General features: G+C 70.4%; 15 protein-coding genes. 14 read left to right on the top strand and 1 reads right to left on the bottom strand.

Annotated elements, in window-relative coordinates:
* Positions 1-65: 65 nt before the first annotated feature.
* From ACWCRJ_RS01760 to ACWCRJ_RS01695, 14 genes are all read left to right on the top strand, one after another.
* Positions 66-1847, top strand: a complete 1782-nt coding sequence (locus ACWCRJ_RS01760) for a peptidoglycan D,D-transpeptidase FtsI family protein (protein ID WP_450937384.1) — start codon at positions 66-68, stop codon at positions 1845-1847.
* 62 nt (positions 1848-1909) lie between these two features.
* Positions 1910-3577, top strand: coding sequence for a UDP-N-acetylmuramoyl-L-alanyl-D-glutamate--2,6-diaminopimelate ligase (locus ACWCRJ_RS01755; RefSeq protein WP_450937383.1), 1668 nt, complete (start codon positions 1910-1912; stop codon positions 3575-3577).
* A 4-nt stretch (positions 3578-3581) separates the two neighbouring features.
* Positions 3582-4997 (top strand): UDP-N-acetylmuramoyl-tripeptide--D-alanyl-D-alanine ligase, encoded by a 1416-nt coding sequence (locus ACWCRJ_RS01750; protein ID WP_450937382.1) that lies wholly within the window; start codon positions 3582-3584, stop codon positions 4995-4997.
* A complete protein-coding gene (gene mraY, locus ACWCRJ_RS01745) occupies positions 4994-6067 on the top strand; it encodes a phospho-N-acetylmuramoyl-pentapeptide-transferase (protein WP_005478222.1) in 1074 nt (357 codons plus the stop codon). The genes ACWCRJ_RS01750 and mraY overlap by 4 nt, the downstream gene beginning before the upstream one ends.
* Positions 6049-7476, top strand: coding sequence for a UDP-N-acetylmuramoyl-L-alanine--D-glutamate ligase (gene murD, locus ACWCRJ_RS01740; RefSeq protein ID WP_450937381.1), 1428 nt, complete (start codon positions 6049-6051; stop codon positions 7474-7476). The genes mraY and murD overlap by 19 nt, the downstream gene beginning before the upstream one ends.
* Positions 7477-7564: 88 nt before the next feature.
* Complete coding sequence (gene ftsW, locus ACWCRJ_RS01735) at positions 7565-8914, top strand: putative lipid II flippase FtsW (RefSeq protein WP_450937380.1); 1350 nt, start codon at positions 7565-7567, stop codon at positions 8912-8914.
* Positions 8915-8920: 6 nt separating this feature from the next.
* Complete coding sequence (gene murG / locus ACWCRJ_RS01730) at positions 8921-10018, top strand: undecaprenyldiphospho-muramoylpentapeptide beta-N-acetylglucosaminyltransferase (RefSeq protein WP_450937379.1); 1098 nt, start codon at positions 8921-8923, stop codon at positions 10016-10018.
* Between the two features lie 58 nt (positions 10019-10076).
* Positions 10077-10874: a cell division protein FtsQ/DivIB gene (locus tag ACWCRJ_RS01725; protein WP_450937378.1), complete on the top strand. Its 798-nt coding sequence runs from the start codon at positions 10077-10079 to the stop codon at positions 10872-10874.
* A 279-nt stretch (positions 10875-11153) separates the two neighbouring features.
* On the top strand, positions 11154-12344 hold the full coding sequence (gene ftsZ, locus ACWCRJ_RS01720) for a cell division protein FtsZ (RefSeq protein WP_450937377.1): 1191 nt from the start codon (positions 11154-11156) through the stop codon (positions 12342-12344).
* Positions 12341-13105 carry a peptidoglycan editing factor PgeF gene (pgeF, locus tag ACWCRJ_RS01715; protein WP_450937376.1) on the top strand — a complete coding sequence of 255 codons (765 nt, stop codon included), beginning with the start codon at positions 12341-12343 and terminating at the stop codon, positions 13103-13105. Before ftsZ ends, pgeF begins: the two co-directional genes overlap by 4 nt.
* A gap of 5 nt (positions 13106-13110) precedes the next feature.
* The gene (locus ACWCRJ_RS01710) at positions 13111-13830 is read left to right on the top strand and encodes a YggS family pyridoxal phosphate-dependent enzyme (RefSeq protein ID WP_450937375.1); all 720 of its coding nucleotides are present in this window, start codon (positions 13111-13113) and stop codon (positions 13828-13830) included.
* Positions 13831-13958: 128 nt separating this feature from the next.
* On the top strand, positions 13959-14600 hold the full coding sequence (locus tag ACWCRJ_RS01705; protein WP_097250399.1) for a cell division protein SepF: 642 nt from the start codon (positions 13959-13961) through the stop codon (positions 14598-14600).
* A gap of 50 nt (positions 14601-14650) precedes the next feature.
* Positions 14651-14941, top strand: coding sequence for a YggT family protein (locus ACWCRJ_RS01700; protein WP_028796910.1), 291 nt, complete (start codon positions 14651-14653; stop codon positions 14939-14941).
* Between the two features lie 52 nt (positions 14942-14993).
* A complete protein-coding gene (locus ACWCRJ_RS01695; protein WP_450937374.1) occupies positions 14994-16289 on the top strand; it encodes a DivIVA domain-containing protein in 1296 nt (431 codons plus the stop codon).
* A gap of 252 nt (positions 16290-16541) precedes the next feature.
* Here ACWCRJ_RS01695 and ileS read toward each other — a convergent pair whose 3' ends face one another.
* Positions 16542-19685, bottom strand: a complete 3144-nt coding sequence (ileS, locus tag ACWCRJ_RS01690; RefSeq protein WP_450937373.1) for an isoleucine--tRNA ligase — start codon at positions 19683-19685, stop codon at positions 16542-16544.
* Positions 19686-20331: the final 646 nt, after the last annotated feature.

The following is a 20331-nucleotide window of genomic DNA, read 5'->3' as shown; positions in this document are numbered from 1 at the left end:
CGGCCTCGCCCAGGCAGCCGGCCGCGCGCACCATCCGGCTGGGCAGCCCGCGGCCGAGGCTGCGCATGGTCAGCCTCGCGCTGACGCTGGTGATGATCGCCTTCGTCGTACGGCTCCTCCAGGTGCAGGCCGTCGACGCGAGCGAGTACGCCTCCAAGGCCGACCGGAACCGGTACGTCGGCCGGGTGCTGGCCGCCGAGCGGGGCGGGATCACCGACAGAAACGGCGTCGCCCTGGCGATCAGCGCCGACGCCAACGACATCACCGCCGACCCGACGATGTTCACGCGCGAGCAGCTGAGGATCGACGACGGACCGGAGCAGGCGGCCGCGCTCCTCGCGCCGATCCTCGGCGCGGACCAGGAGACCCTCACCGAGAGACTGCGTACCAGGAACACCCGCTACGTCGTCCTCGCCCGCCGCCAGACCCCCCAGGTCTGGAACCAGATCCGCGACCTGAAGTCCGCGCTCGTCCAGCGGTCCGGCGACGAGAAGGGCACGGTCAACGTCCTGGCCGGCGTCTTCCAGGAGCCCAGCAGCAAGCGCGTGTACCCCAACGGTGGCCTCGCCGCCGGGATACTGGGCTGGGTCAACGCCGAGGGCAAGGGCGGCGGCGGCATCGAGCAGCAGTGGAACAGCCGTCTGGCGGGCAAGGACGGCAAGATCCGCTACGCCCAGTCCGGCGGCCGTCTGGTGCCCACCGCGGGCTCCACCGAGACCCCCGCCGTGGCCGGCTCCGACGTCGAGCTGACCATCGACCGTGACATCCAGTGGGCCGCGCAGAACGCCATCACCGAGCAGGTGAAGAAGTCCAAGGCCGACCGCGGGTACGTGATAGTGCAGGACACCCGTACCGGCGAGATCCTCGCCATGGCCAACTCACCCGGCTTCGACCCCAACGACCTCACGAAGGCGAACCCGGACGCGCTGGGCAACGCGGCCCTCCAGGACGCCTTCGAGCCCGGCTCCACCGCCAAGGTCATGTCGATGGCCGCCGTACTGGAGGAGAACGTCGCCACACCGGGCACCCACGTCACCGTGCCCAACCGGCTGCACCGCGGCGACCGGCTGTTCAAGGACGACATCGACCACCCGACCTGGTACCTGACGCTCAACGGCGTCCTCGCCAAGTCCAGCAACATCGGCACCATCCTCGCCACCGGCGAACTCGGCCGGAATCAGCGCGAGTCGAACCAGATCCTCCACTCCTACCTGCGCAAGTTCGGCATCGGCAGCTACACCGGCCTCGGCTTCCCGGGCGAGACCAAGGGCATCCTCGCCGCGCCCGGCGACTGGTCGACCTCGCAGCAGTACACGATCCCTTTCGGCCAGGGCGTGTCGATAAACGCCATGCAGGCGGCCTCCGTCTACTCGACGATCGCCAACGGCGGCGTACGCGTCGAACCGACCCTCGTACGAGGCACCAAGGGGCCGGACGGCCGCTTCACCCCCGCGCCCAAGCCCGAGAAGAACCGGGTCGTGAGCGAGAAGACGGCGAAGGCCCTGGCCCGGATGCTGGAGTCCGTCGTGGACGACGAGGAGGGCACCGGCACCAAGGCGCGCATCCCCGGCTACCGGGTCGCGGGCAAGACGGGTACGGCCAACCGTGTGGATCCGGCCACCGGCCGCTACCGCGGCTACACCTCGTCCTTCGCCGGCTTCGCGCCCGCCGACAAGCCGAGGATCACCGTCTACTGCGCGATCCAGAACGCCACCAAGGGCAACTACTTCGGCGGTCAGATCTGTGGACCCATCTACAAGGAGGTCATGGAGTTCGCCCTGAAGACCCTCCAGGTCCCGCCCACCGGGGCGAAGCCGGCGAACCTGCCGGTCGCCTTCACGCCCTGACTCGCCGCCTGACCACGTCCTGATCCACCCGCTGATCAGCGCAACCAGCCAGGAACCGACTCGTGACCATGATCACTCCCGACCCCGGGAACCACACCTCCGAGCCCCGCTCGCACAAACCCTCGCTTCGCTCCCGTGGGGGTGCGCCCGGTACGCTCACCGCCGTGCCACACGCTGATCAGTCCCAAACCACCCAGAAGGACGTTCCCGTGACATATCCGGGACCGCCCAGGCCGCTCCAGGTCTCCGCCACATCCCTCGCGGACCTCGCCGGCCAGGTGGGTGCCGAGCAGCCGGGGAGCGCCGCGGAGGTCACGGGCATCACCCACGACTCGCGGGCCGTCCGCCCAGGCGACCTGTACGCCGCCCTGCCCGGCGCCCGTCTGCACGGCGCCGACTTCGTGGACCAGGCGGCCGGCCTCGGCGCCGTCGCCGTCCTCACCGACCCGAGCGGCGCCGAGCGCGTCGCCGCCTCCGGGCTCCCCGCGCTCGTCGTGGAGAACCCGCGCGCGCGGATGGGCGAACTGGCGGCCACGATCTACGGCCGGCCGGGCCGCGACCTGCTCCAGATCGGCATCACCGGCACGTCCGGCAAGACCACCACCGCGTACCTCGTCGAGGGCGGTCTGCGGGCCGTGCGCTCCACGGGGCTCATCGGCACGGTCGAGACGCGCATCGGCGACGAGCGCATCAAGTCCGAGCGGACCACCCCCGAGGCCACCGACCTCCAGGCCCTGTTCGCGGTCATGCGCGAACGCGGCGTCGACTCGGTCGTGATGGAGGTGTCCAGCCACGCACTGGTCCTCGGCCGGGTCGACGGCTGCGTCTTCGACGTGGCGGTCTTCAACAACCTCAGCCCGGAACACATGGAGTTCCACTCCGGCATGGAGGACTACTTCCGGGCCAAGGCGCAGCTGTTCACCCCGGAACGCAGCCGGCTCGGCGTCGTCAACCTCGACGACGAGTACGGCCGCCGGCTCGTCGACGAGGCCACGGTCCCCGTCGTCACCTTCTCCGCCGAGGGGCACCCGGACGCCGACTGGCGTGCCGAGGGCGTCCGGGTCGGCCCCATGGACTCGACGTTCACGGTGGTGGGGCCCAAGGGCGAGCGGATCACCGCCAGGTCGCCGCTGCCGGGCTCCTTCAACGTCGCCAACACCCTGGCGGCCGTCGCCGCGCTGGCCGTCGCCGGGATCGACCCGCAGACCGCCGCGGACGGTGTCGCCGCCGTACCGGGCGTGCCGGGCCGGCTGGAGCGCGTGGACGCCGGGCAGCCCTACCTCGCGGTCGTCGACTACGCCCACAAGACGGACGCGGTCGAGTCGGTCCTCAAGGCGCTGCGCAAGGTCACCGAGGGCAGCCTGCACATCGTGCTCGGCTGCGGCGGCGACCGGGACACGACCAAGCGCGCGCCGATGGGCGCCGCCATGGCCCGGCTCTCCGACACGGCCGTACTGACCTCCGACAACCCCCGCTCCGAGGACCCCCTCGCGATCCTCGCGACCATGCTCCAGGGCGCGGCGTCCGTGCCGGCGCACGAGCGCGGCGAGGTCCTCCTGTTCGAGGACCGGGCCGCCGCGATCGCCGCCGCGGTGGCCCGCGCGCGGCCGGGCGACACCGTGCTGGTCGCGGGCAAGGGCCACGAGCAGGGCCAGGACATCGCCGGCGTGGTACGTCCCTTCGACGACCGCCAGGTGCTTCGCGAAGCTATCCAGCAGACCCAGGGATGAACTTGTGATCGCCCTCTCTCTCGCCGAGATCGCAGAAGTCGTCGGCGGGCAGACGCACGACATACCGGATCCGTCGGCTCTGGTCACCGGACCGGTCGTCCGGGACTCCCGTGAGGCGGGTCCCGGCAGCCTCTTCGTCGCCTTCGCGGGCGAGCGCGTGGACGGACACGACTTCGCGGCCGCGGTCGTCGAGGCGGGTGCGGCAGCGGTGCTGGCGTCCCGTCCCGTCGGCGTGCCCGCGATCGTCGTGCCCGACGTCCAGGCGGCGCTCGGCGCCCTCGCCCGGCACGTCGTCCGCAAGCTCGGCACGACCCTTGTGGCCCTCACCGGCTCCGCGGGCAAGACCAGCACCAAGGACCTCGTCGCCCAGGTGCTCCGGCGCAAGGCGCCGACCGTGTTCACGCCCGGCTCCCTCAACAACGAGATCGGGCTGCCCCTCACCGCGCTCAGCGCCACCGAGGAGACCCGTTTCCTGGTGCTGGAGATGGGCGCCCGGGGCATCGGCCACATCCGGTACCTCACCGACCTGACCCCGCCGAGGATCGGCCTCGTCCTGAACGTCGGCACCGCCCACATCGGCGAGTTCGGCGGCCGCGAGCAGATCGCGCAGGCCAAGGGCGAGCTGGTGGAGGCCCTGCCGTCCGCGCAGGAGGGCGGCGCGGCGATCCTCAACGCCGACGACCCCCTCGTGCGGGCCATGGCGTCCCGTACGAAGGCCCGGGTGATCCTCTTCGGAGAGTCCGGCGAAGCGGACGTACGCGCCGAGAACGTGACGCTCACGGACGCCGGACAGCCCGCCTTCAGGCTTCACACACCCTCCGGTGCAAGCGATGTGACCATGCGCCTGTACGGTGAGCACCACGTGTCGAACGCGCTCGCCGCGGCCGCCGTCGCCCATGAGCTGGGCATGTCCGCAGACGAGATCGCCACCGCGCTCTCCGAGGCGGGCTCCCTCTCCCGCTGGCGCATGGAGGTCACCGAGCGCCCGGACGGCGTGACGGTCGTCAACGACGCCTACAACGCGAACCCCGAGTCCATGAGGGCCGCTCTGCGCGCCCTCGCAGCCATGGGCAAGGGGCGGCGGACCTGGGCGGTGCTCGGCAAGATGGCCGAGCTCGGGGACGAATCGCTCGCCGAGCACGACGCGGTCGGACGGCTCGCCGTCCGGCTCAATGTCGGCAAGCTCGTCGCGGTCGGGGGCAGGGAAGCGTCCTGGCTGCAACTGGGCGCATATAACGAGGGTTCGTGGGGTGAGGAGTCGGTGCACGTGTCCGACGCACAGGCGGCGATCGACCTGTTGCGCAGTCAGTTGCGCCCGGGGGACGTCGTGCTCGTGAAGGCGTCCCGGTCGGTCGGGCTCGAGAGCGTGGCGCAGGCGCTGCTCGACAGCGGCAACGAGGGTGAGGTCGCCGCCCGATGATGAATCAGATCCTGTTCGCAGGAGTCATTGGCCTCTTCCTGACCCTGGTCGGCACGCCGCTGCTGATCAAGCTGCTGGCCCGCAAGGGCTACGGCCAGTACATCCGCGACGACGGCCCGCGCGAGCACGCCAGCAAGCGCGGTACGCCGACCATGGGTGGTATCGCCTTCATCCTGGCGACGGTCGTGGCGTACTTCCTCGCCAAGGTGATCTCGGGACAGCCGCCGACCTTCTCCGGTCTGCTGGTGCTCGGCCTGATGGCGGGCATGGGTCTCGTCGGCTTCCTCGACGACTACATCAAGATCGTCAAGCGCCGTTCGCTCGGTCTGCGGGCCAAGGCGAAGATGGCCGGCCAGCTGATCGTCGGCATCGGCTTCGCGGTCCTGGCGCTGCAGTTCCCGGACGCCCGCGACCAGACGCCGGCCTCCACCAAGATCTCCTTCGTCCAGGACTTCGGCTGGACCATCGGCCCGGTGCTGTTCGTCATCTGGGCGCTGTTCATGATCCTCGCCATGTCGAACGGCGTGAACCTGACCGACGGTCTGGACGGCCTCGCCACCGGCGCCTCCGTCCTCGTCTTCGGCGCGTACACCTTCATCGGCGTCTGGCAGTTCCAGGAGTCCTGCGCCAACACGCAGACCCTGACCAACCCCTCCGCCTGCTACGAGGTACGAGATCCGCTCGACCTGGCGATCGTGGCCTCCGCGCTGATGGGCGCCTGCCTGGGCTTCCTGTGGTGGAACACCTCGCCCGCGAAGATCTTCATGGGTGACACCGGTTCGCTGGCCCTCGGCGGCGCGCTCGCCGGTCTCGCGATCTGCTCCCGCACCGAGCTGCTGCTCGCGCTCCTCGGCGGTCTGTTCGTCCTCATCACGATGTCGGTCGTCATCCAGGTCGGCTCCTTCAAGCTGACCGGCAAGCGGGTCTTCCGCATGGCCCCGCTCCAGCACCACTTCGAGCTCAAGGGCTGGTCCGAGGTCCTCGTCGTGGTCCGTTTCTGGATCATCCAGGGCATCTGTGTGATCGTCGGACTGGGCCTCTTCTACGCGGGATGGGCGGCCGACAAGTGACCGACTGGCAGGGCAAGCGCGTCACCGTCGCCGGGCTCGGCGTCTCGGGCATCCCGGCGGCCAGGGTCCTGCACGGCCTCGGCGCGGCCGTCACCGTCGTCAACGACGGCGACGACGAACGCGCCCGCGCGCAGGCCGCAGACCTGGAGGCGCTCGGCATCACCGTGCGCCTGGGCGACGGCGCCACCCTGCCCGAGGGCACCGAACTCGTCGTCACCGCCCCCGGCTGGAAGCCCGACAAGCCCCTGTTCGACGCGGCCCGCGCGGCCGGCCTGGAGATCTGGGGCGACGTCGAGCTGGCCTGGCGGCTGCGGGGGCCCGAGGCCGCCCCCTGGCTGGCCGTCACGGGCACCAACGGCAAGACCACCACCGTCCAGATGCTCGCCTCCATCCTGGAGGCCGCGGGCCTGCGCACGGCCGCCGTCGGCAACATCGGCGTCTCGCTCCTGGACGTGGTCCTCGGTGACGAGCCCTACGACGTCCTGGCCGTCGAGCTGTCCAGCTACCAGCTCCACTGGGCGCCCTCCCTGCGCGCCCACTCCGCAGCCGTCCTCAACCTCGCCCCCGACCACCTCGACTGGCACGGCTCCATGGAGGCGTACGCCGCCGACAAGGGCCGCATCTACGAGGGCAACCGGGTGGCCTGCGTCTACAACGTGGCCGACAAGGCGACCGAGGACCTGGTGCGCGAGGCGGACGTCGAGGAGGGCTGCCGGGCCGTCGGGTTCACGCTCGGCACCCCGGGGCCGTCCCAACTGGGCGTCGTGGACGGCATCCTGGTCGACCGCGCCTTCGTCGAGAACCGGCAGAAGAACGCCCAGGAACTCGCCGAGGTCTCGGACGTGAACCCGCCCGCCCCCCACAACATCGCCAACGCCCTCGCCGCGGCCGCCCTCGCCCGCGCCTACGGGGTACCCGCCGCTGCCGTACGGGACGGCCTGCGGGCCTTCACCCCGGACGCGCACCGCATCGCGCACGTGGCCGACGTGGACGGCATCGCCTACATCGACGACTCCAAGGCCACCAACACGCACGCGGCGCAGGCCTCGTTGGCCGCGTACGAGTCGATCGTGTGGATCGCCGGCGGACTCGCCAAGGGAGCCACCTTCGACGAACTGGTCGCCGGTGCGGCCGGGCGGCTGCGGGGCGCCGTGCTGATCGGCGCGGATCGCGCGCTGATCCGGGAAGCGCTCGCGCGACACGCGCCCGAAGTGCCGGTGGTCGACCTCGACCGGACCGACACTGGGGCGATGCTCGCCGCCGTCCGCGAGGCGCGGACGCTGGCGCGGGCGGGCGACACCGTGCTCCTGGCGCCGGCCTGTGCGTCGATGGACATGTTCGTCAACTACAACAAGCGTGGGGACGCGTTCGCGGAGGCTGTGCGCGAACTCTCCTCCGCGGACGGCTGACCCGGCCAGGCCTCGCCTGGCGGCGCCGGGTGACCCTGGGAGGGACGCGTGACACGGATCCGTTCGGTCGGCGGCGAGGGTGCCCCCGATGCCCGGTAGCCGTACGAGCCGTGCGCCCCTCCAGCGCGTCACACGACGGCCGCCCGTCTCCCGGCCGCCGCGCGAGAACCCCGTGCGGCGGTTCGTCACCCGGGCGCGCAAGGCCTGGGACCGGCCGCTGACCGCGTACTACCTGATCCTCGGCGGCAGCCTGCTGATCACCGTGCTGGGCCTGGTGATGGTCTACTCGGCCTCGCAGATCACGGCGCTGCAGAAGTCGCTGCCGGGGACCTTCTTCTTCCGCAAGCAGTTCCTCGCGGCCGCGATCGGCACCGCGCTGCTGCTCACGGCCTCACGGATGCCGGTCAAGCTGCACCGGGCGCTGGCCTATCCGCTGCTGGCCGGCTGTGTGTTCCTGATGGCCCTGGTTCAGGTGCCCGGAATAGGGCAGTCGATCAACGGCAACCAGAACTGGATCGCCATCGGCGGTTCCTTCCAGATCCAGCCCAGCGAGTTCGGCAAGCTGGCGCTGGTGCTCTGGGGTGCCGACCTGATGGCCCGCAAGGAGGACAAGCGGCTGCTGACACAGTGGAAGCACATGCTCGTGCCGCTCGTTCCGGTCGCGTTCATGCTGCTCGGGCTGATCATGCTCGGCGGCGACATGGGCACCGCGATCATTCTCACGGCGATCCTGTTCGGCCTGCTGTGGCTGGCCGGGGCGCCGACGCGGTTGTTCGTGGGCGTGCTGTCCGTCGCCGGGCTCATCGGATTCGTCCTGATCAGGACCAGCGAGAACCGCATGGCCCGCCTGGCCTGCATCGGAGCCACCGAACCCCGTACCGACGGCGCCGACTGCTGGCAGGCCGTGCACGGCATCTACGCGCTCGCCTCGGGCGGGATCTTCGGCTCGGGACTGGGCGCCAGTGTGGAAAAATGGGGCCAACTCCCGGAAGCGCACACCGACTTCATCTTCGCCGTCACCGGCGAGGAACTGGGCCTCGCGGGGACGCTGTCGGTGCTCGCCCTCTTCGCGGCTCTAGGCTATGCGGGTATCCGCGTGGCCGGACGCACGGAGGACCCCTTCGTCAGGTATGCCGCGGGAGGCGTGACCACCTGGATCACCGCTCAGGCAGTGATCAACATCGGTGCGGTGCTCGGTCTGCTGCCGATCGCCGGAGTCCCGCTCCCGCTGTTCTCCTACGGAGGTTCCGCCCTGCTGCCGACCATGTTCGCCATCGGGTTGCTGATCGCCTTCGCGCGCGACGAACCCGCAGCGCGGGCGGCGCTGGCCATGCGGCAACCCCGCTTTGGTAGAAAGCGTGGCGGCGGCCCTTCGGGGCCAGGGAGATGGAACACGATGCGACGGCGTGTCTCGGCACGTTCGTCCGGAGAGCGGTGAATTTCGGTGCATGTCGTACTCGCCGGTGGCGGAACCGCCGGTCACATCGAGCCCGCGCTCGCGCTCGCGGACGCCCTGCGCAGGCAGGACCCGACCGTGGGCATCACGGCCCTGGGCACGGAGCGCGGCCTCGAAACACGCCTCGTCCCCGAGCGCGGCTACGAACTCGCGCTGATCCCCGCCGTGCCCCTGCCGCGCAAGCCCACCCCCGAGCTGATCACCGTGCCCGGCCGGCTGCGCGGCACGATCAAGGCGACCGAGCAGATCCTGGAGCGCACCAAGGCCGACGCCGTCGTCGGCTTCGGCGGCTACGTCGCCCTGCCCGGCTATCTGGCCGCCAAGCGCCTCGGCGTGCCGATCGTCGTCCACGAGGCCAACGCCCGCCCCGGCCTCGCCAACAAGATCGGCTCCCGGTACGCGGCCCAGGTCGCCGTCTCCACGCCGGACAGCAAGCTCCGTGACGCCCGCTACATCGGCATCCCGCTGCGCCGTGCCATCGCCACCCTCGACCGGGCCGCCGCCCGCCCCGAGGCCCGCGCGATGTTCGGCCTCGACCCGAACCTGCCGACCCTGCTGGTCTCCGGCGGCTCCCAGGGCGCCCGCCGCCTCAACGAGGTCGTCCAGCAGGTCGCGCCCTACCTCCAGCAGGCCGGGATCCAGATCCTGCACGCGGTCGGCCCGAAGAACGAACTGCCGCAGGTGCACCAGATGCCGGGGATGCCCCCGTACATCCCGGTACCGTACGTGGACCGGATGGACCTCGCGTACGCCGCGGCCGACATGATGCTCTGCCGCGCGGGCGCGATGACCGTCGCCGAACTCTCCGCCGTCGGGCTCCCGGCCGCCTACGTCCCGCTGCCCATCGGCAACGGCGAACAGCGACTGAACGCCCAGCCGGTGGTCAAGGCCGGCGGCGGACTGCTGGTCGACGACGCGGAGCTGACGCCCCAGTGGGTGCAGCAGAACGTCCTGCCCGTCCTCGCCGACCCGCACCGGCTGTACGAGATGTCCCGCGCGGCCAGCGAGTTCGGCCGCAGGGACGCCGACGACCTGCTCGTCGGGATGGTGTACGAGGCGATCGCCGCCAGGCGTGGACACCGCTAGGGAGCGGTTCGCCGGCTGAGGCGCCCGGAGGCGAACCGGGCCAGGAGAGGGAGTGGGCGTGGCCGGACCGACCACCGCCGAACGCGGCGCAGACGAGGATCTGGACCCCGGCCCGCCGCCCCGGCGGCGGCTCCCCGGCCCCCGGGCGCTGATCGCCGTCGCGGTCGCCCTCGTGCTGACCGGCGGCGCCTCGGTCTGGGCCCTGTACGGCTCCTCGTGGCTACGGGCGGAGCGGGTGTCCGTGTCGGGCACCCGCGTGCTCACCGTGGGGGAGGTGCGCCGGGCCGCCGGCGTACCGCTCGGCGACCCGCTGATCTCCGTCGACCTCGACGGGATCGAGTCACGTCTGCTGCGGAAATTGCCGCGAATCGACTCGGTCGAGGTCACCCGCTCCTGGCCCCACGGAATCGGGCTGAAAGTGCGCGAACGTACTCCGGTCCTGATTGTCGAAGCGGCCGGAAATGCGGGCAAGTACGTCGAAGTGGACGCGAAAGGGGTGCGTTTTGCCACGGTTTCGCGCGCCCCGGAAGGGGTTCCCGTACTGGAATTGACGGTGACCCGGGCGAGTACGTCCGCCGCCGGGCTGCGGCGATTCGGGGAGGACCGGCTCGTACGGGGGGCCGTACGGGTCGCCGGTGACATTCCGGCCGTGATCGCGCACGAGACCCTGGTCGTCAAGGTCCGTTCCTACGACTCCATCACGCTGGAGCTGGCCGGGGACCGCACCGTCGCGTGGGGGAGTGCGGAGAAGGGGCGCGCGAAGGCCCGCGCGCTCGCCGCCCTGATCAAAGCAGCCCCGGACGCGGGGCACTTCGACGTGAGCGCCCCCACCGCGCCCGCGTCATCAGGGAGTTGACGCGCATCCGTGCAGGCCAGCACCCTGGTTGGGCATCGCTATGCCTGATCACATAGGGTGAAAAGAAAAACGGGAGGTTCGGCGTGTTCGTTGAACGTGCGCCACTTGTCGACTTAGTGTCCTGTTCGGAAGAGTCCAAGGAACAGTCACACTGGTAACCCTAAACTTCAGCGTTAGGGTTCGGGTCGGCGTTCGGACCGTCCCACTTCGGCATCAGTCGTCGCATCACGGGTACCCCGCGAAGCGGCGACACGTAACTCGAGGCGAGAGGCCTTCGACGTGGCAGCACCGCAGAACTACCTCGCAGTCATCAAAGTCATCGGTGTCGGCGGCGGTGGTGTCAATGCCATCAACCGGATGATCGAGGTCGGTCTCAAGGGCGTCGAGTTCATCGCCATCAACACCGACGCGCAAGCTCTGTTGATGAGCGACGCCGACGTCAAGCTCGACGTCGGCCGCGAACTCACCCGCGGACTCGGCGCCGGTGCCAACCCGGCCGTCGGCCGCAAGGCGGCCGAGGACCACCGCGAGGAGATCGAGGAGGTCCTCAAGGGGGCCGACATGGTCTTCGTGACGGCCGGCGAAGGCGGCGGCACCGGCACCGGCGGCGCGCCCGTCGTGGCCAACATCGCACGCTCGCTGGGCGCCCTCACCATCGGCGTGGTCACCCGCCCCTTCACCTTCGAGGGCCGCCGCCGCGCCAACCAGGCAGAGGACGGCATCGCGGAACTCCGCGAAGAGGTCGACACCCTCATCGTCATCCCGAACGACCGGCTGCTCTCCATCTCGGACCGCCAGGTCTCCGTTCTGGACGCGTTCAAGTCGGCCGACCAGGTCCTGCTCTCCGGTGTCCAGGGCATCACCGACCTCATCACCACGCCCGGCCTGATCAACCTCGACTTCGCCGACGTCAAGTCCGTGATGTCCGAGGCCGGTTCGGCCCTCATGGGCATCGGCTCGGCCCGCGGCGACGACCGCGCGGTGGCCGCCGCCGAGATGGCGATCTCCTCGCCGCTGCTGGAGGCGTCCATCGACGGTGCCCGGGGCGTGCTGCTCTCCATCTCCGGTGGCTCCGACCTCGGTCTGTTCGAGATCAACGAGGCCGCACAGCTGGTCAGCGAGGCCGCCCACCCCGAGGCCAACATCATCTTCGGCGCGGTCATCGACGACGCGCTCGGCGACGAGGTCCGGGTCACGGTCATCGCGGCCGGGTTCGACGGTGGTCAGCCCCCGGCCAAGCGCGACAACATCCTCGGCTCGGCCGCGGCCAAGCGCGAGGAGCCGGCGCCGGTCCGGCCCGCCGAGAGCCGGCCGTCCTTCGGCTCGCTCGGCAGCGTCAAGCCGAAGGAGGAGCCGGCGCCCGCCCCGGAGCCGGTGAACGAGGCGCCTGTCACCCCGCCGGTCCCGCCGTCCCGGTCCTACTCGGACAGTGCGGCGGAGGAGCTGGACGTGCCGGACTTCCTCAAGTGATAGGACGGCACGAGCACGTGGGCGGCGCGCGCTTCGCCTTCACCGACAGGTGGGGCGGGGTGAGCGCCGCTCCGTATGAGCAGCTCAATCTCGGCGGGGCGGTCGGGGACGACGCCGGCGCCGTGACGACGAACCGGGAGCTGGCGGCCAAGTCGCTGGGTCTGGAACCGGACCGGGTCGTCTGGATGAACCAGGTGCACGGCGCGGACGTGGCCGTGGTCGACGGACCCTGGGGTTCCGGCTCGGGCCCGGGCTCCGGCCCAGGCTCGGGTTCCGGCGACATCCCGTCCGTCGACGCGATCGTCACCACCCGGCGCGGTCTCGCCCTCGCCGTCCTCACCGCCGACTGCGTACCCGTCCTGCTGACCGACCCCGTCGCCGGGGTCGCGGCCGCCGCCCACGCGGGCCGGCCCGGCATGGTCGCCGGCGTCGTCCCCGCCGCCGTTCGGGCCATGACCGAACTCGGCGCCGAACCCGCCCGGATCGTCGCCCGGACCGGACCCGCCGTCTGCGGCCGGTGCTACGAAGTGCCCGAAGCGATGCGCGCCGAGGTGGCCACCGTCGAGCCGGCCGCGTACGCCGAGACCAGTTGGGGCACGCCGTCCGTGGATGTGTGCGCCGGAGTGCACGCACAGCTGGAGCGCCTCGGGGTGCACGACCGGGAGCAGTCGCCGGTGTGCACGCTGGAGTCGCGCGATCACTTCTCGTACCGCCGCGACGGCGCCACAGGGCGACTCGCGGGATATGTCTGGCTGGACTGATGGGCATGACGGACCGTAAGGCACAACTCGCCGCGAACCTGGCGAAGGTGGAGGGTCGCATCGCGGCGGCGTGCGCGGCCGCGGGGCGCGGGCGGGACGAGGTCACCCTGGTCGTGGTGACCAAGACCTATCCGGCGGACGATGTGCGGATCCTGTCGGAACTCGGTGTGCGTCATGTCGCCGAGAACAAGGACCAGGACGCGGCGCCCAAGGCTGCCGAATGCTCGGATCTGCCCCTTGTGTGGCATTTCGTGGGGCAATTGCAGACCAATAAAGTCCGCTCTGTGGTGCGTTATGCGGATCTCGTGCAGTCCGTCGATCGTTCCAGGCTTGTCACGACTCTGTCGAAGGAGGCCGTCCGGGCCGGGCGCGAGGTGGGATGTCTCATCCAGGTCGCGCTCGACGCCGACGCGAGCGGCCGCGGGGAACGAGGGGGTGTCGGGCCGGACGGAATCGAAGAGTTGGCCGACCTCCTCGCGGGGGCGCCGGGGCTGCGGGTCGATGGTCTGATGACCGTCGCGCCGCTCACCGGGGAGTACGCCGGACGGCAACGGGCCGCTTTCGAGCGGTTGATGGATTTGTCGACCGACCTGCGCCGAGCCCATCCGGCTGCGAACATGGTCTCCGCCGGGATGAGTGCGGACCTTGAGGAGGCCGTCGCGGCCGGAGCGACACATGTGCGCGTCGGCACTGCGGTACTCGGAGTCCGTCCCGGGCTCGGGTAACGTCGCCAAGAAGTCGGACCACAGCAGAAAATATGGTCATTCCGTCGAGAGGCGGGCGCAACGACCTCGTGGATCGCGGGCACTTGGAAGTCGTCAGTGGATCCACCACAGAGCGGAGGACTCAGAGCATGGCCGGCGCGATGCGCAAGATGGCGGTCTACCTCGGCCTCGTGGAGGACGATGGGTACGACGGCAGGGGCTTCGACCCCGATGACGACTTCGAGCCCGAGCTCGACCCGGAGCCCGAGCGGGACCACCGCCGGCACGAGCCGGTGCATCAGGCACACCAGTCACACCAGTCCCAAAGGGATGAATCGGTGCGAGTGGTACAGCCCCCCGTGCAGCGCGAACCGGTGTCGCACGCCACTTCGCTCCCCGCGGAATCGGCGCGACCCGCCCGGATCGCGCCCGTGGCGTCCATCACACAAGAACGTTCGAGTCTGGAGAAGAACGCACCGGTGATCATGCCCAAGGTCGTGTCCGAGCGAGAGCCTTACCGGATCACCACGTTGCACCCGCGGACCTACAACGAGGCCCGTACCATCGGGGAACACTTCCGTGAGGGCACCCCGGTGATCATGAATCTGACTGAGATGGACGACACAGACGCGAAGCGACTTGTCGACTTTGCGGCCGGTTTGGTGTTTGGTCTTCACGGCAGCATCGAGCGGGTGACGCAGAAGGTGTTCCTGTTGTCGCCTGCTAACGTCGATGTCACGGCGGAGGACAAGGCCCGTATCGCAGAGGGCGGGTTCTTCAACCAGAGCTGAGACGCAGGACCGGAACAAGACGTGGGACAGGGGAGAGGGAAGCACGGATCATGAGCGTGGTTTGGCAAGTGCTCTGGATCGCTCTGATGTGTTTCCTCATCGTGCTGATCTTCCGGTTGGTCATGGACTATGTGTTCCAGTTCGCCCGCTCGTGGCAACCCGGCAAGGCGATGGTGGTCGTTCTGGAGGCCACCTACACTGTCACCGATCCACCGCTGAAGCTTCTGCGGCGGGTCATCCCGCCGCTGCGTCTCGGGGGCGTGGCGCTCGACCTGTCCTTCTTCGTACTGATGATCATCGTCTACATCCTGATCAACATCGTGGGTGGACTCGCGAGGTGACTGTGGACGATCCGGTCTTGCCGACTGCCGATGACTACGTTGAGGTGAAGAGATGCCGTTGACCCCCGAGGACGTGCGGAACAAGCAGTTCACGACCGTCCGCCTCCGAGAAGGCTATGACGAGGACGAGGTCGATGCCTTCCTCGATGAGGTCGAAGCCGAACTGACGCGCCTGCTACGCGAGAACGAGGACCTGCGCGCCAAACTGGCCGCGGCCACGCGTGCTGCTGCCCAGAACCAGCAGAACATGCGCAAGCCCCCGGAGCCTCAGGACCAGCAGCAGGGTGGCATGCAGCAGGGTGGCATGCAGCAGCAGGGTATGCAGCAGGGCGGCATGCAGCAGGGTGGCATGCAGCAAGGCGGCATGCAGCAGGGCGGTATGCAGCAGCAGGGTATGCGCGGTCCCGGTGGACCCGTACCCGCTGGGATATCGGGCCCGCCGCAGCAGATGGGGGGCCACATGGGTGGCCCGCCCCAGCTGCCGAGCGGTGCTCCGCAGCTGCCCGCCGGCCCCGGTGGCCAGGGTGGGCAGCAGGGTCCCGGCCCGATGGGTCAGGGACCGATGGGCCAGGGCCCCATGGGTCAGGGCCAGATGCAGCCGCAGATGGGCCAGGGCCAGATGGGCCAGGGTCCCATGGGCGGCCAGCCTCCCATGCAGCAGATGGGCGGTCCGATGGGCGGCCCCATGGGCGGTCCGATGGGCGGCCCCGGCCAGGGTCCCGGCGGCGACAGCGCCGCGCGTGTGCTCTCGCTGGCCCAGCAGACCGCCGACCAGGCGATCGCCGAGGCCCGTTCCGAGGCCAACAAGATCGTCGGTGAGGCCCGTAGCCGCGCCGAGGGTCTGGAGCGGGACGCCCGTGCCAAGGCCGACGCGCTGGAGCGGGACGCGCAGGAGAAGCACCGCGTCGCGATGGGCTCCCTGGAGTCCGCCCGCGCCACGCTGGAGCGCAAGGTCGAGGACCTGCGCGGCTTCGAGCGCGAGTACCGCACGCGTCTGAAGTCGTACCTGGAGTCGCAGCTGCGTCAGCTGGAGACCCAGGCGGACGACTCGCTGGCCCCGCCGCGTACCCCGGCGACCGCGTCGCTGCCGCCGTCCCCGGCGCCCTCGATGGCTCCGGCCGGCGCGAGCGCCCCGTCGTACGGCGGCAACCCGGGCGGTATGGGCGGAGGCATGGGTGGAGGCATGGGCGGCGCCCCGTCTCCGGCCGCGCCCTCCTACGGCGGTCAGCAGCAGATGTCGCCCGCCATGACCCAGCCGATGGCTCCGGTCCGGCCGCAGGGTCCCTCTCCGATGGGGCAGGCTCCCTCGCCGATGCGCGGGTTCCTGATCGACGAGGACGACAACTGACGATTACTGGTACGCCGTAGGCGTCGGCAGCGTTCAGGGCGGGGCCCCGGATTTCTTTCCGGGGCCCCGCCCTTTTGCCGTGCGTGCCCCCGGGACGGGGCGGTCGCGCGGGGATGCGCGCGGATGTGCGGCGGACGCAACGCCGAAGGCCCGGGACACCGAGATCTCTCACGGCGCCCGGGCCTTCATGGTCACCCGGGGTGGTGCGGAGCGGGGCCCTGCTCGCCGGCCCGGCCGAGCAGGGCGACGGGCCTACGCCTTGCGGAGGCGGAACGTCAGGGTCAGGCCCTCGTCCGTGAAGGGCGTGCCGAAGGTCTCGTCGCCCTCGCCGGTGGTGAAGTCCGTGGCGAGGACCTCGTCGGCGATCAGCGGCGAGTGTTCGGTCAGGGCGGCCGTGACCGCCGGGTCCGTGGCCGTCCAGCGCAGGGCGATACGGTCGGCGACGTCGAGGCCGCTGTTCTTGCGGGCCTCCTGGATCAGGCGGATCGCGTCACGGGCCAGGCCCGCCCGCCGCAGCTCCTCCGTGATCTCCAGGTCGAGGGCTACCGTGGCGCCGGAGTCGGAGGCCACCGACCAGCCCTCGCGCGGGGTCTCCGTGATGATGACCTCGTCGGGGGCGAGGGTGACGGTCTCGCCGTCGACCTCGACCGAGGCGGTGCCCTCGCGCAGGGCCAGGGACAGGGCGGCCGCGTCGGCGTTCGCCACGGCCTTGGCCACGTCCTGGACGCGCTTGCCGAAGCGCTTGCCCAGCGCGCGGAAGTTGGCCTTGGCGGTGGTGTCCACCAGGGAGCCACCGACCTCGGAGAGCGAGGCGAGCGAGCTGACGTTCAGCTCCTCCGTGATCTGCGCGTGCAGTTCGGGGTCGAGGGAGTCGAAGCCCGTGGCGGCCACCAGGGCGCGCGAGAGGGGCTGGCGGGTCTTGACGCCCGACTCCGCGCGCGTGGCGCGGCCCAGCTCCACCAGGCGGCGGACCAGGACCATCTGCCTGGACAGCTCGGGGTCGATCGCGGAGAGGTCGGCCTCCGGCCAGGAGGACAGGTGCACGGACTCGGGGGCCTGTGGGGAGACCGGCACGATCAGGTCCTGCCAGACGCGCTCGGTGATGAACGGGGTCAGCGGGGCCATCAGCTTCGTGACCGTCTCGACGACCTCGTGCAGGGTGCGCAGCGCCGCCTTGTCGCCCTGCCAGAAACGGCGGCGCGACCGGCGTACGTACCAGTTCGACAGATCGTCGACGAACGCCGAGAGGAGCTTGCCGGCGCGTTGGGTGTCGTAGGCCTCCAGGGCCCCGGTCACCTGGTCGGTGAGGGCGTGGAGTTCCGACAGCAGCCAGCGGTCCAGGACCGGGCGGTCGGCCGGGGCCGGGTCCGCCGCGCTGGGCGCCCAGTTCGACGTGCGGGCGTACAGGGCCTGGAAGGCGACCGTGTTCCAGTAGGTGAGGAGGGTCTTGCGGACGACCTCCTGGATGGTGCCGTGGCCCACGCGACGGGCCGCCCAGGGGGAGCCGCCGGCCGCCATGAACCAGCGGACGGCGTCGGCGCCGTGCTGGTCCATGAGCGGGATCGGCTGCAGGATGTTGCCCAGATGCTTGGACATCTTGCGGCCGTCCTCGGCGAGGATGTGGCCGAGGCAGACGACGTTCTCGTAACTCGACTTGTCGAAGACCAGGGTGCCGACGGCCATCAGCGTGTAGAACCAGCCGCGGGTCTGGTCGATGGCCTCGCTGATGAACTGGGCCGGGTAGCGGGACTCGAAGAGTTCCTTGTTCTTGTACGGGTAGCCCCACTGCGCGAACGGCATCGAACCCGAGTCGTACCAGGCGTCGATGACCTCCGGGACGCGCGTGGCGGTGGCGCCGCAGCCGTCCTCGGGGCACGGGAAGGTGACCGCGTCGATGAACGGGCGGTGCGGGTCCAGCTCGGACTGGTCGGTGCCGGAGAGGCGGCTCAGCTCCTCGCGGGAGCCCACGCAGGTGAGGTGGTTCTCCTCGCAGCGCCAGATCGGCAGCGGGGTGCCCCAGTAGCGGCTGCGGGAGAGCGCCCAGTCGATGTTGTTGTTGAGCCAGTCGCCGAAGCGGCCGTGCTTGACCGAGTCCGGGAACCAGTTGGTCTTCTCGTTCTCCTGGAGGAGACGGTCCTTGACGGCGGTGGTGCGGATGTACCAGGACGGCTGCGCGTAGTACAGGAGCGCGGTGTGGCAGCGCCAGCAGTGCGGGTAGCTGTGCTCGTACGGGATGTGCCTGAAGAGCAGGCCGCGCTGCTGGAGGTCCTCGGTGAGCTTTTCGTCCGCCTTCTTGAAGAAGACGCCGCCGACGAGGGGGACGTCCTCCTCGAAGGTGCCGTCGGGACGGACGGGGTTCACCACGGGCAGGCCGTACGCGCGGCAGACCTTGAGGTCGTCCTCGCCGAAGGCGGGGGACTGGTGGACCAGGCCCGTACCGTCCTCGGTCGTGACGTATTCGGCGTTGACGACGAAATGGGCCGTTTCCGGGAACTCCACGAGCTCGAACGGACGTTGATAGGTCCAGCGCTCCATTTCGGCGCCGGTGAAGGTCTGGCCGGTGGTCTCCCAGCCCTCGCCGAGCGCCTTGGCGACGAGCGGCTCGGCGACGACGAGCTTCTCCGTGCCGTCCGTGGCGACCACGTAGGTGACCTCGGGGTGGGCGGCGACCGCGGTGTTGGACACCAGCGTCCACGGCGTGGTCGTCCACACCAGGAGCGCTGCCTCGCCGGCGAGAGGACCGGAGGTGAGCGGGAAACGGACGTACACCGAGGGGTCGACGACCGTCTCGTAGCCCTGCGCCAGCTCGTGGTCCGACAGGCCGGTGCCGCAGCGGGGGCACCAGGGGGCGACGCGGTGGTCCTGGACCAGCAGACCCTTGCCGAAGATCTCCTTGAGCGACCACCAGACGGACTCCACGTACTCGGGGTCCATGGTCCGGTAGGCGTCGTCGAGGTCGACCCAGTAGCCCATGCGGGTCGTCAGCTCGGTGAAGGCGTCGGTGTGCCGGGTCACCGAGTCGCGGCACCTGGCGTTGAACTCGGCGATGCCGTACGCCTCGATGTCCTTCTTGCCGTTGAAGCCGAGTTCCTTCTCGACCGCCAGCTCCACCGGGAGGCCGTGGCAGTCCCAGCCGGCCTTGCGGGCCACGTGGTAGCCGCGCATCGTGCGGAAGCGCGGGAAGACGTCCTTGAAGACGCGGGCCTCGATGTGGTGGGCGCCCGGCATGCCGTTGGCGGTGGGCGGTCCCTCGTAGAACACCCACTCGGGGCGGCCCTCGGACTGCTCCAGGCTCTTGGCGAAGATCTTCTGGTCGCGCCAGAAGTCGAGCACCGCGTGCTCGAGCGCGGGCAGATCGACCTGGGCGGGCACCTGGCGGTACGTCGGCTCTGTCATGAGCGGGCTTCCTCCAACGGACTTGCTGCCTTCCGTCGGAGGGACGAGAGCTTCGATCCTTCGTACGCCGTGTGCGGCGCGCTCCCGCGGTACCACCCTCCTTGGCTCCCCTGTGCGCCGTACGCGCCGGTGAGCCCCCTCATTGGGGTCGCGATACCGGGTCTACTCGCCGCGCCCCACGGACGGCGCCATGGGCTGCGGCTTTCTTCCGGCGGCTCCGGGGTGATCTTCACATCGCGCTCGCCCCCGGGCTTCCACCGTCCCCGGGTCGCTCTGGGCTGCGTACGACGCTACTCGTCCCCATCCACGCTTCTCGCTGCGCCCAGTGTACGGCGCCGCACGGACGGCGGCCGACCGGTTTTCGAGGGCGCGTGGGAGGGGTGGGGCGGGGCCTTCGGCGGGCCTCGCGGCCGGGCGCGCGGTGACCTGCGGGGTGACCCGAATGGCGCGGGCGGGGCGTCCGGATCCTGGGACGTCCGCCGGGCCGGAATACCCGGCGGGGAGCTGGGCACAACGCTTGCAGGCTCGTCGCGTGACGGCCGTGAGGTGGGAGAATCGGGTGGTCTGCCCCGTTGCCGAGGGACTCAGGTCGATTTATCGTCCCAGCACGATTCGCGTGCAAGATCACAATATGTGAAGGGGCCGC

The organism is Streptomyces sp. NPDC002324 (assembly GCF_053593335.1).
The sequence above is the reverse complement of the archived record's forward strand: the minus strand, read 5'-3'. Positions and strand labels throughout refer to the sequence as shown.

Bases quoted from the DNA above. Each gene is read 5' to 3' on its own strand.
- ACWCRJ_RS01705 (WP_097250399.1), top strand. From the start codon at position 13,959: ATGGCCGGCGCGATGCGCAAGATGGCGGTCTACCTCGGCCTCGTGGAG.
- ACWCRJ_RS01710 (WP_450937375.1), top strand. From the start codon at position 13,111: ATGACGGACCGTAAGGCACAACTCGCCGCGAACCTGGCGAAGGTGGAG.
- ftsW (WP_450937380.1), top strand. From the start codon at position 7,565: ATGCCCGGTAGCCGTACGAGCCGTGCGCCCCTCCAGCGCGTCACACGA.
- murD (WP_450937381.1), top strand. From the start codon at position 6,049: ATGGGCGGCCGACAAGTGACCGACTGGCAGGGCAAGCGCGTCACCGTC.
- ileS (WP_450937373.1), bottom strand. From the start codon at position 19,685: ATGACAGAGCCGACGTACCGCCAGGTGCCCGCCCAGGTCGATCTGCCC.
- mraY (WP_005478222.1), top strand. From the start codon at position 4,994: ATGATGAATCAGATCCTGTTCGCAGGAGTCATTGGCCTCTTCCTGACC.
- ACWCRJ_RS01700 (WP_028796910.1), top strand. From the start codon at position 14,651: ATGAGCGTGGTTTGGCAAGTGCTCTGGATCGCTCTGATGTGTTTCCTC.
- ACWCRJ_RS01760 (WP_450937384.1), top strand. From the start codon at position 66: ATGGTCAGCCTCGCGCTGACGCTGGTGATGATCGCCTTCGTCGTACGG.
- ACWCRJ_RS01695 (WP_450937374.1), top strand. From the start codon at position 14,994: ATGCCGTTGACCCCCGAGGACGTGCGGAACAAGCAGTTCACGACCGTC.